Source organism: Streptosporangium sp. NPDC048047, from assembly GCF_040653115.1.
Lineage (GTDB): Bacteria > Actinomycetota > Actinomycetes > Streptosporangiales > Streptosporangiaceae > Streptosporangium.
On record NZ_JBEZNH010000046.1, the window covers coordinates 1 to 11,329 of the forward strand.

Annotated in this window: 11 protein-coding genes; 1 reads left to right on the forward strand and 10 read right to left on the reverse strand. The window is 73.0% G+C overall.

The window, feature by feature from the left end:
• Positions 1–86: 86 nt before the first annotated feature.
• From AB0D67_RS29460 to AB0D67_RS29470, 3 genes are all read right to left on the reverse strand, one after another.
• The gene (locus AB0D67_RS29460; RefSeq protein WP_362943053.1) at positions 87–1,697 is read right to left on the reverse strand and encodes a cation acetate symporter; all 1,611 of its coding nucleotides are present in this window, start codon (positions 1,695–1,697) and stop codon (positions 87–89) included.
• Positions 1,694–2,104 (reverse strand): DUF485 domain-containing protein, encoded by a 411-nt coding sequence (locus AB0D67_RS29465; protein WP_362943056.1) that lies wholly within the window; start codon positions 2,102–2,104, stop codon positions 1,694–1,696. The genes AB0D67_RS29460 and AB0D67_RS29465 overlap by 4 nt, the downstream gene beginning before the upstream one ends.
• A gap of 168 nt (positions 2,105–2,272) precedes the next feature.
• Entirely contained in the window at positions 2,273–2,776 is a 504-nt protein-coding gene (locus AB0D67_RS29470; protein ID WP_362943059.1) for a hypothetical protein, read from the reverse strand.
• A gap of 112 nt (positions 2,777–2,888) precedes the next feature.
• Here AB0D67_RS29470 and AB0D67_RS29475 point away from each other — a divergent pair, with 112 nt between their 5' ends.
• Entirely contained in the window at positions 2,889–3,851 is a 963-nt protein-coding gene (locus tag AB0D67_RS29475; protein ID WP_362943062.1) for a helix-turn-helix domain-containing protein, read from the forward strand.
• Positions 3,852–3,874: 23 nt separating this feature from the next.
• Here the strand turns inward: AB0D67_RS29475 and AB0D67_RS29480 are convergent, their stop codons facing one another.
• The 7 genes from AB0D67_RS29480 to AB0D67_RS29510 form a co-directional block, all read right to left on the reverse strand.
• Positions 3,875–5,083: an MFS transporter gene (locus AB0D67_RS29480; protein ID WP_362943065.1), complete on the reverse strand. Its 1,209-nt coding sequence runs from the start codon at positions 5,081–5,083 to the stop codon at positions 3,875–3,877.
• Positions 5,083–6,552: a YcaO-like family protein gene (locus AB0D67_RS29485; protein WP_362943068.1), complete on the reverse strand. Its 1,470-nt coding sequence runs from the start codon at positions 6,550–6,552 to the stop codon at positions 5,083–5,085. Before AB0D67_RS29485 ends, AB0D67_RS29480 begins: the two co-directional genes overlap by 1 nt.
• 6 nt (positions 6,553–6,558) lie before the next feature.
• On the reverse strand, positions 6,559–6,711 hold the full coding sequence (locus AB0D67_RS29490; protein WP_362943071.1) for a hypothetical protein: 153 nt from the start codon (positions 6,709–6,711) through the stop codon (positions 6,559–6,561).
• Positions 6,712–6,981: 270 nt separating this feature from the next.
• Positions 6,982–8,442 carry a cation acetate symporter gene (locus AB0D67_RS29495; RefSeq protein ID WP_362943224.1) on the reverse strand — a complete coding sequence of 487 codons (1,461 nt, stop codon included), beginning with the start codon at positions 8,440–8,442 and terminating at the stop codon, positions 6,982–6,984.
• Between the two features lie 35 nt (positions 8,443–8,477).
• Positions 8,478–9,143, reverse strand: a complete 666-nt coding sequence (locus AB0D67_RS29500) for a hypothetical protein (RefSeq protein ID WP_362943074.1) — start codon at positions 9,141–9,143, stop codon at positions 8,478–8,480.
• The gene (locus AB0D67_RS29505) at positions 9,140–9,901 is read right to left on the reverse strand and encodes a LytTR family DNA-binding domain-containing protein (RefSeq protein ID WP_362943077.1); all 762 of its coding nucleotides are present in this window, start codon (positions 9,899–9,901) and stop codon (positions 9,140–9,142) included. The genes AB0D67_RS29500 and AB0D67_RS29505 overlap by 4 nt, the downstream gene beginning before the upstream one ends.
• 114 nt (positions 9,902–10,015) lie before the next feature.
• Positions 10,016–11,212 carry a histidine kinase gene (locus AB0D67_RS29510; protein WP_362943080.1) on the reverse strand — a complete coding sequence of 399 codons (1,197 nt, stop codon included), beginning with the start codon at positions 11,210–11,212 and terminating at the stop codon, positions 10,016–10,018.
• Between the last annotated feature and the right edge of the window lie 117 nt (positions 11,213–11,329).

Consider the following 11,329-nt stretch of genomic DNA (forward strand, 5'->3'; position numbering starts at 1 on the left):
GGACAGCCTCTCCGCCGAGGAGAAGGCCCGGATCAAGCTGTACCTGAACTTCGACGCCGCGGGACCCGCCGGGCCCCGCGGCGCGGTCAGTGCTGGACGGCCTTCTCCGCGCCGACGCCGGTGAGCGAGCGGACCTCGATCTCGGCGTACTTGGCGGCGTTGTGCTCCTTGCTGAGCACGGTCCCGAGGTAGCCGAACAGGAAGCCCAGCGGGATCGAGACCAGGCCGGGGTTGCTGAGCGGGAACCAGGAGAAGTCCGCGCCCGGGATCAGCGAGGTCTCCGCGCCCGACACGACCGGTGAGAAGATCACCAGCAGCAGGGCCGAGGCCAGGCCGCCGTAGATCGACCAGACCGCGCCGGAGGTGTTGAACCGGCGCCAGAACAGGCTGTAGAGGATCGCCGGCAGGTTGCCCGAGGCGGCGACCGCGAAGGCCAGCGCCACCAGGAACGCCACGTTCTGCTTCTGGGCGAGGATGCCCAGGCCGATGGCGACGGCGCCGATGACGAAGGCGGCGATCCGGGCGACCGCGATCTCCTCCCGGTCGGTGGTCTGGCCGCGCTTGAAGACGTGCGCGTACAGGTCGTGGGCGAAGCTGGAGGAGGAGGCCAGCGTCAGTCCGGCGACGACCGCCAGGATCGTCGCGAAGGCGACCGCGGCGATCACCGCCAGCAGGATCGTGCCGCCGACCTCGCCGAAGACGGCCCGGCCGATCGCCTCGGCGAGCATCGGCGCGGCGGTGTTGCCCGCCTTGTCCTGCGCGGCGATGGCCTTGCCGCCGACCAGCGCCGCCGCGCCGAAGCCCAGCACGAGGGTCAGCAGGTAGAAGACGCCGATGATGCCGATGCCCCACAGCACCGACTTGCGGGCCTCCTTGGCGGTGGGGACGGTGTAGAAGCGGATCAGGATGTGCGGCAGGCCCGCGGTGCCCAGCACCAGCGCCAGGCCCAGGCTGATCAGGTCGAGCTTGCCGGCCAGGCCCTGCGCGGCAGTGCCGTACTTGCCGCCCGGGTTGAGGAACGCCTCGCCCTTGCCGCTCTGCGCGGCGGCGTCGCCGAGCAGGCCGGAGAGGTTGAACCCGTACTTGCCGAGCACCAGCAGGGTGATCAGGGTCGCGCCGCCCATGAGCAGCACGGCCTTGACGATCTGCACCCAGGTGGTGCCCTTCATGCCGCCGACGACCACGTAGACGATCATCAGCAGGCCCACGGCGACGATGGTGAGCGCCTTGCCCGCCGGGGAGGTGACGCCGAGCAGCAGGCCGACCAGCGCGCCCGCGCCGACCATCTGGGCCAGCAGGTAGAAGATCGACACCACGATGGTGGAGACGCCCGCCGCGGTGCGCACCGGGCGCGGGCTCATCCGGAAGGCCAGCACGTCGGCCATGGTGAACTTGCCGGAGTTGCGCATCAGCTCGGCGACCAGCAGCAGCGCCACGAGCCAGGCGACCAGGAAGCCGATCGAGTACAGGAAGCCGTCGTAGCCCGACAGCGCGATGGTGCCGGCGATGCCCAGGAAGCTCGCGGCCGACATGTAGTCGCCGCCGATCGCCAGGCCGTTCTGCGCGCCGCTGAAGGACCGGTTGCCGGCGTAGAAGCCCGCGGCGTCCTTGGTGCTGCGGCTGGCCCGGAAGGTGATGCCCAGCGTGATCGCGACGAAGAGCAGGAACAGGATCGTGGAAAGCGTCTGGTGGCTCATTCGGCGCCGCCCTTCACGTCGGTCCCGTCCTTCGCCTCGGCCCCGGCCACTCCGGTCCCGGCCGCTACGGTCCCGGCCATGTCGGCGCCGCCCTCCGCCTCGTGGCGGATCTCGTCGGCCAGGGGGTCGAGCTTCGCGGCGGCGTGCCGGGAGTAGGCCCAGGCGATGAGGAACGTCGAGACGAACTGCAGCAGGCCGAAGATCAGCGCCACGTTGATGTTGCCGAAGACCTTCGTGCCCATGAAACCGCGCGCCCAGGCCGACAACACGACGTACAGCAGGTACCACACCAGGAACACCGCGGTCATCGGGAACACCCACGCCCGGAAGCGCCGCTTCAGCTCCTGGAACCGCTCCTCACTCTGGATCTGTTCATATAGGGATGAATCATGTTGTCTGGTGGTCACCGGACCTCCCACGCATGTGATCTGGGTCACCGACAACGTAGGAGGAGGGGTTCTCCGGCGAGGAGACCCGGCGGCGGACTCTTCGCCCAGCCGCCGCCGGACGGCGTTCAACCGGTCACGGCCCGCGATGAACGGTGCGATCCCTGCGCCGAACGGTCCGCCGTACCCTCAATCGGCCGTGGCGGTGGAGCCGGCGGGGGCCGCGGGGACGGCAGGGGCGGAGACGGCGACGGCCTCGGCGGAGGCGGGGACGACGGTTCCGGCGGGGGCGTGGCAGCCGGCGTACTCGTCGCGGCGCCACAGCATCGCGGCGAGCATGAGGGGGAACATCGCCACGTGCGCCGCCGTCATCATGGTCCCGGCGCCGATGACGCCGGCCCACAGCAGCGGGAAGAGCGGCACCACCGGCACGAACATGGCGGCGCACATCTCCAGGGTGCTCGCCCAGCCGTGGCCGCGGTAGCGCATCCACACGGCCATGCCGACGGACATGTTCACCGCCATCACCAGGTACGCCGCCTCGGGGTGCTCGGCGTGGGACAGGCCCAGCCCGGCGGCGTCCAGCGCCAGTCCGAGGAGGAGCATCCCGGCGAACATGGCGACGACCATCTCGGCGTAGTGGCGGGCGAAGCGGCCCCAGGAGGGACGGGCGGGGGATGCGGTGTCGTTCATGGCTCCACTGTGCGGCCGGATCGGCCTCCTGCCGGAACCCGGAGGGGGTATATGTCCGGAAACTTGGGCATAATGTCCTCCGAACCGGCGATCAACTCATAAGGTCCCTCCCATGAGCGAACGGCGCATCACGGTCATCGGCTACGACGGAGCCGAGCTCCTCGACATGGCCTGCGTGACCACGCCCCTGGAGATCGCCAACCTGGCGGGCGCCGCGCCCGCCTACCGCGTGCGCCTGGCCACCCCCGGCGGCCACCCCGTCACCTGCGGCACCGGCCTGGTACTCCAGGCACAGGAGGCCCTGGAACGGGTGAACGGGCCCCTGGACACCGTCATCGTCTCCGGCGGCATCGGGCACGAGGCCGCCGCCGCCAACCGGCTGATCCTCGCCCACGTCCGCCGCCTGGCCCGCGACAGCCGCCGGATCGCGTCGGTCTGCACCGGCAGCAGCGTCCTGGCCGCCGCCGGCCTGCTGAACGGCCGGCGCGCCACCACCCACTGGCAGTGGGCCCACCGCCTGGCCTCCCGCCACCCGGAGGTCACCGTCGACCCCGCACCGATCTTCATCCGCGACGGCGACACCGCCACCGCGGCCGGCGTCACCAGCGCACTGGACCTCACGCTCGCCTTCATCGAGGAGGACAACGGCGCCGAACTGGCCCGGCGGGTGGCCCGCTACCTGGTGACCTACCTGCAACGCCCCGGCGACCAGGCGCAGATGAGCATGTTCACCGCCGCCCCGTCGCCCGAGGACACCCTCGTCAAACGGATCGTCGCGCAGATCACCGCCGACCCGGCCGCCGACCTGTCGGCCGCGACGCTGGCGGCCGTCGCCGGCGTCAGCGAGCGGCACCTGACCCGCCTGTTCCTGCGGCACCTCGGACAGACCCCCGGCCGTTTCGTACGGCAGGCCCGCACCGAAGCCGCCGCCCACCTGCTGACCTCCACCTCCCTGCCGGTGGCCGCCGTGGCGGCCCGCTGCGGCTTCGGCACCGCCGAGACCCTGCGCCAGGCCTTCGTCGCCCGCTACGGCGTCTCCCCCTCCGGATACCGCGCCACCCGGCAACCGGCCTGACCGGCCCTCCACGGGAGGCCCGGTCAGACGGCGCTCGGACGCGCGGCCGAGGACCCCATGGACCGGGCCCGCAGAGCGTGCGCCCCGGCCAGGCACACCGTCACCCCCACCACGCCCAGCAGGACCCGGTGGTCGAAGAGCGACACCAGCACCGCCCCCGCCGCCAGGGACGCCAGCTGAACGGCGCCGGCGACCGCGTCGAAGGCGGCCGAGACCCTCCCGACCAGATGACCGGGGCTGCGCCGCTGCGTCAGCGTCGCCTCGGCCACGCCCGCCAGCGTCAGCCCGGCGCCCCCCGCCGCCATCGCGGCGAGCACGACCACCCCGGCGGGCACCATCCACAGCAGCACGGCCACGCCGTACAGGGCGATGCCGGCGCCGACCGCGAACAACTCGCCGTAACGGGCGATCACCGCCGCCGCGCCCAGGCCACCGGCGATCGCGCCGACGCCCATGGCGGTGGAGGTGACCGCGGTGAACTCCGGCGGCCGGCCCAGGCCGTGCTCGATGACCGCGAAGATCAGCGACTCGGTGGCGCCCGCGATCGCGAACATCATGCAGAACGCCGTCACGGTACGGCGCAGCAACGGATCACCGGCCAGGTGCCGGGCACCGGCCAGGAACTCGTCCCGTGGCCGGCCCCGCGGAGCGGCCGGCGCCGGCGGCGGCGGCGGCGCGGACAGCGACGCGAAGGCCGCGGCGGCCACCGCGAAGGTGACGACGTCGAACAGCACCACCGCGCCGATTCCCCATACCGCGTAGACGGCCATGCCGAACAGCGGCCCCACCAGGCGCAGCCCCTGCCGGGCGGTCTGCAGCGCCCCGTTGGCCCCGGCGAGTGCCTCCGCCGGCAGGATGGCCTTCAGCAGCCCGCCGAGCGCCCCGGACGTCGCGGCGTACGAGAGCCCCATGGCGGCCGAGACCGGATAGACCAGCCAGAAGGTGTCGCGCCCGGTCACGGCGGCGAGCGGGGTGATCGCCATGGCCGCCAGCAGGCAGGTCGCGACCAGGAACCTCCTGCGGTCCACCCGGTCGATCACATATCCGAGCAGCGGCGACAGGCACAGCGGCGCGGTGAAGAAGAACAGGGTCAGCCCGGCGGCGCCGTCGGAGCCGGTGAGCTTCTTCGCCAGGACCGCCGGGATCAGCAGCAGCGACGCGTCCCCCAGCAGGCTGACGACCATCGCGAAGTAGACGATCCGGAACCGCCGGTCGCGCAGGGCCGCGCGCATCACCGCTTACCGGCGAGCCGCCGCGCGGCCCGTCCCGTCGGCAGCACCGGGACGGCGCTGTGCACCATCGCGAACGCGTCCAGACCGGGAACGATCACGGTGAGCACCGGGCAGCGGGCCCGCCCGGGATTCCAGCGGAAGGCGTAGGCGGCGAATCCCGCGGCCTCCAGCCGCCCGAGGATCTCGGCGACCTGCCCGGCCACGCTCCGCCGTCGTTCGAACCGCTCGCCCATGCGCTCCCGCTCCGTCAGGTGATCACCCGCCGTCCGATCCGCCTCGCCTGCCGCGCCCGACCGGCTCTCCTCTCCGCCCGGCCGGACACCGCCCGGCCGGACACCGCTCGGCTCACCGCCCGGCTCTCCGCCCGGCCAGACACCGGCCACCAGGCGCGGGCCCAGCGGCTCGGGATCCAGCCGCGCGCACCGCTCCAGCAGCGGCCAGCGCCGTAGGCTCTCCAGCCTGCGCGCCAGGGTCAGATCCACCCCGAGCGACATGTTGAACGACGACTGGACCACCTCGCTCAACGCGCGCTCCACCGCGTACTCCGGATCCAGCGAGGCCCCCGAGCCGATCACCCCGGGGTACGGTCCGGCCCGGGAGGGGAGCGCACAGTAGGCGGGGATTCCCAGGTCGGAGGTCATGTCGATGACCAGCGGCGGCGCCCCGAGGCGCGTCCGCGCCTCGGCGTGCAGGCGACGCAGGTCACCCGGCAGCCCATCCGGGTCGACGACCCGGATCGGCGTGTCCGCGTCGAGATACCAGTCGAGCAGGGCGTGCGACAGGGCGTCCCGCTCGACGACCTCCAGCAGCCCGTGCAGGACGGCCTCGGTCTCGGTCGTCCCGGCGGCCGTGCCGCTGTCGTAGGCGTACCGCAGATACGACTCGTAGCACAGGTCGTCACCGGGAACGGGATGGCTGCGGCAGGACGGCGACCGGGCGAAGGCCGGATACCAGATCGCCGGCCGCCCCGGGGAGGAACCTCCCGCGGGAGACGACGCGGCCCCGGCCCGCCCGGGACCGGCGACCAGCCCGGACACCCGCGACGGCTCCCCCGGCGGCTCCCCCAGCGGCTCGGCCCGCAGGCAGGCCACCGCGACACCGGGATGGTCACGGGCGAGGCGATGGATCATCTCCTCGCCGCGCAGCTCCGGCTGGGCCACCACGGCCTCCACCGGCAGCACCCGCACCCGGCCGGCGTCCCGGGCGAGCGCGGCCTGCCCCCGATCGTGTTCGAGGTGCTGCCACGCCTCGAACATCGCACTCACCCTGCTCTGCGCGCCGGCCCCCTTGCCCAGGGACGCCGTCACGACCCTCCCCGACCGGTCACGGACGGTGCAGCGATGGACGGGGAACTCCGGCGAGCCGGCGGAGACGAACTCCGCCGACAGGCCGAAGCCGGCGAACATCTCCTCGATGACGGACAACGCCTCCGTCAGGCCGGTCTCACGCTCCCGCTGGGCGCGCGCCACCGGCCGTCAGCGGGCGCCGGCGAGCACGCCGGGCGCGAACCGCACGGAGAAGAACTCATCGAGGAGAAGCGCCTCGGCGGGGCTGAAGGAGAAGGACGCCTCCAACTGGAAGCCGTCCTCCCCGGTGAGGCACCGGCCGTTGGAGTTGCTGTTCCCCATCGCACGCTCCCCACCTCGAAACGGACCCTTTCCGATCATTTCTTCACACGTCATGATCCGCGTCAAGGGCGGCGGGGACATCCGGCCGCCCCTGTCCGGATCGGGGGCCACGGGGCCCGGCGCGACCCCGGAACCATCGGAACCACCGGTCTCCGGCCTCCGATCGGGGAGAGAGAGGGGATCGTGGCGGAGGCCCGGCGCCGGCCCACACCGGGCCGGGCCTCGTCAGAGGGAACGAGATCGCGGTGGAGACCCGCGAGCCGGGCCCCGTCAGGAAGAACGGGGCCGCCAGTCGCCCCGGTCCAGGTTGAGGGTCTCGGGGGTGTGCAGGCGCACCATCGTGCGCGCCACCCCCGGCGGGATGCGGCCCGGCGTCAGCAGCGAGACCACGATCATCACCCCGAACGCCACCGGCACCGTCCACGCCGCCGGCTGCGCCAGCAACGCCCCGGCCAGCCCGGTGTGCGGGCCGCCGCCGATCGTCAGCAGCACCGCCCCGCACGCCAGCCCGCCGCCCGCCAGCAGCCCGGCCATCGCCCCGGCCGAGGTCAGCCGCCGCCACCAGATGCCCAGCACCAGCAGCGGGCAGAAGGAGGAGGCCGCCACCGCGAACGCCAGCCCCACCACGTCGGCCACCGGCAGCGTGCGCGCCCACGTCGCCAGGCCCAGCGGAACCACCACCGCCACCACCGCCGCCGCGCGGAACGAGCGCACCCCGCCCTTGAGGATGTCCTGGCCGATCACCCCCGCCACCGACACCGTCAGCCCCGAGGAGGTCGACAGGAACGCCGCGAACGCCCCCGCCGTGACCAGCGCCCCCAGCAGGTCGCCCACCACTCCCCCGACAACCCGCCCGGGCAGCGCCAGCACCACCGTGTCACCGCCCGACAGCTCCGGCGCGTAGACCCGCCCCAGCGCGCCGTAGACCGCCGGCAGCAGGTAGAACACCCCCAGCAGGGACAGCACCACCAGCGTCGTACGGCGCGCCGCCCGCCCGTCGGGGTTGGTGTAGAACCGCACCAGCACGTGCGGCAGCCCCATCGTGCCCAGGAACGTCGCCAGGATCAGCGAGTACGTCGAGTACAGGCCGTACTCCTTGCCGCTGGCCAGCGGCAGCGCCCAGGTCGCCGCGTCACCCGCGCTCAGGCCCGGGGTGCCGTCCGCCCGCCACGCCACCAGCAGGAACACCACCGGAACGGCCAGCGCGGTCAGCTTCAGCCAGTACTGGAACGCCTGCACGAAGGTGATCGACCGCATGCCGCCCGACACCACGTTGACCGCCACCACCACGGCCACCAGCGACCCGCCCATCCACTCCGGCGCGCCGGTGATGGCCCGCAGCACCAGACCCGCGCTCTGGAACTGCGGCATCAGATACAGCCACCCGATCAGCACCACCAGCACCCCGGCCAGCCGCCGCACCGCCATCGACTCCAGCCGCGCCTCGGCGAAGTCCGGCAGCGTGTAGGCCCCCGAACGGCGCAGCGGCGCCGAGACCAGCACCAGCAGCACCAGGTACCCGCCCGTCCACCCCACCGGCAGCCACAGCATGTCCACGCCGTAGGTGAGGATCAGCCCGGCGACCCCCAGGAAGCTCGCCGCCGACAGGTACTCCCCGCCGATCGCCGAGGCGTTCCACAGCGGCGAGACCGTCCGGGAGGCGACGTAGAAGTCCGAGGTGGTCCGCGACAGCCGCACCCCGAACGTCCCGATGAGCACCGCGGCCAGCATCACCAGGACCACGGCCGTCACACCGTACGCCGCGTTCACCGGCCGCCCGCCCGGCCCGTCCCGGGACCCGCGACCGGATCGGCAGCCGGGCCCGTGACCGGCTCCGCGGCCGGATCCGCCCCCTCATCCGCCTCACGCCCGCCCGCCCGGTCCGCCGGCTCGGCGGAAAGCCGCCCGTCGCGCCCGTCCGGCCGGTCCACCAGCTCGGCGAAGTGCCGCTCGTAACGCTCGGCCTGCCGCACGTACAGCCACGCCCCGGCCACGAACCCCGGGTAGACCAGCCCCGCCAGCAGCGCCCACGGCACCGGCACCCCGAGAAGACGCGCCGCGCCCAGTTCAGGAACCAGCATGAACAGCAGCGGCAACCCGCCGGCCACGCACCCCAGCACCGTGCAGACGAACAACGCCAGCCGGAACTGCGTCCGCACCAGCGACCTCATGTAGACCTCGCCCAGCCGCGTCTGCTCGTCGATCTCCCGCGTCGCCGGATACCGCGGATGCCGGGCCGCGGTGGTCCGCGGGCTGGTCACCACCTCCCGGCGCGGCCGCTCGGCCTCCCGCTCCCGCCGCGGCCGCTCCCCCTCCCGGCCCTCCCGGGCATCCCTGCCCACCCGGTCCACCGCCCGGGTGAACCGCTCGGCCATCCGCCGCCGCGGCTCGGCCTCCTCCCGCGGCTCGGCGTCCCTGCCGTCCCTGCTCATTCGCCCCTGCCCCGGCGGGCCCGGCGGACCAGCAGATCACGCAGCTCACGCGTGTGCCGGCGGCTGACCGGGATCTCACTGCCGCCCACCCGCACCACACACCGGCCCGACTCGATGTGCAGCTCGTCGATATGCTTGACCGCCACCAGATGGCTGCGGTGCACCCGTACGAACCCCGCCGCCGACCAGCGCTCCTCCAGCGTGGCCAGCGAGATGCGCACCAGATGACTGCCCGCGGCCGTGTGCAGCCGCGCGTAGTCGCCCTGCGCCTCCACGTAACGCACCTCGGCGCTGGACACGAACCGGGTGACGCCCCCCAGCTCCACCGGGATCGTCTCCGGCTCGGCCCGGCCCGCACCGTCCCCGTCCGGCAGCTCCGCCGCCACGCACACCCGCCGGATCGCCTCCGCCAGCCGCTCCGGCCGCACCGGCTTCAACAGGTAGTCCTCGGCCTTGATCTCGAACGCGTCGACCGCGTGCTCCTCGTACGCCGTCACGAACACCACCCGCGGCGGGTTGGCGAACTGCGACAGCAACCTGCCCAGCACCACCCCGTCCAGCCCCCGCATCCGGATGTCCAGGAACACCGCGTCCACCGGCCGCCCCTCGGCGATCGCCCGGTCCAGCACCCGCAGCGCCGCGGCGCCGTCCCTGGCCAGGAAGACCTCGCCGATCCGCGGATCGTCCCGCAGCAGGTAGGCCAGATCCTCCAGGGCGGGAAGCTCGTCGTCCACCGCCAGCACACGCAGGCCGGTCACGGTCACCCCTCGACATCGTTCACATGCGAATCCCTAGAGGGTGATGAACCAGACATCAGGTGTCAACACTCTCCGCCAACCTCCGGAAGGACCGCTCCCGGCCTCGAGCCCGGCTCAGGTGGCCGACACCCCCGGGTGATACTTGGGAACCCGCACACTGATCTTGGTCCCGGCGCCCCTGCCGGTCTCCACGACCAGACCGAACTCGTCGCCGTAGACCTGGCGCAGCCGCTCATCCACGTTCGCCAGCCCCACCCCGCCGGCCCCGGAACGCTCCTCGGCGTCCCCCGCCAGGATCCCGCGCAGCCGCTCCGGATCCATCCCCACCCCGTCGTCCTCCACGCTGATCCGGCACTCGGCGCCCGCGTCCTCCGCGATGATCGCGATGCGCCCGGTCCCCGGCTTGCTCTCCAGACCGTGCCGCACCGCGTTCTCCACCAGCGGCTGAAGACACAGGAACGGCACCGCCACCGCCAGCACCTCCGGGGCGATCCGCAACGTCACCTGGAGCTGGTCGCCGAACCGGGCCCGCTCCAGGGTGAGGTACCGATCGATGGAGTGCAGCTCCTCGGCCAGCGTGGTGAACTCCCCGTGCCGCCGGAAGGAGTACCGGGTGAAGTCCGCGAAGTCCAGCAGCAGGTCCCGCGAGCGGTCCGGGTCCGAACGCACGAAGCTCGCGATGGTCGTCAGCGAGTTGTAGATGAAGTGCGGGGAGATCTGCGCCCGCAGCGCCCGCACCTCCGCCTCCATCAGCCGCGTCCTGGACCGGTCGAGCTCGGCCAGCTCCAGCTGGGAGTCCACCCAGCTCGCCACCTCGTGGGCCGCCCGGACCAGCCCCGCCGAGGCGTGCCCGCCGTAGGCCGCCAGCGACCCCACCACCCGGCCGTCGGTGGTGAGCGGCACCACCACGGCGAACCTGATCGGGCACTCGGGGATGTCGCACGAGACGACCTCCGGCCCCAGCACCCGGGTACGGCCGCCCGCCAGCGTCCTGGCCGCGTGCCCGAACGCGTCCGGAGCGTGGTGGTCGCCCTCGCCGTCGTAGACCAGCAGCCGCTCCCCGTCGGTGATCGCCAGCGCCGGGGAGCCGAGCAGCTCGCGCAGGTGCCGGGACGCCTTCTGCGCGCCCGCCTCGGTCAGCCCGGCCCGCAGCGGCGGCGCGGCGAGCGAGGCGGTGTGCAGGGTCTCGAACGTGGCCCGCTCGGCCGGGCTGCTGCCCAGTTCGCGCCGGCCGCGCAGCACCCGCCACAGCACCAGCGCGGGGACGCCGACCAGGACCGTCACCACCAGCACCGCGACGAGGGGTTCCACGTGCCGGACCCTACCGCCGGGATCGTTGTACGGCCAACGTTACTTTACATAGTAGATCATGAAATGGACGTGAACGGACCAGTGAATACCCAATGACCCTTTACAACGTTGAATACA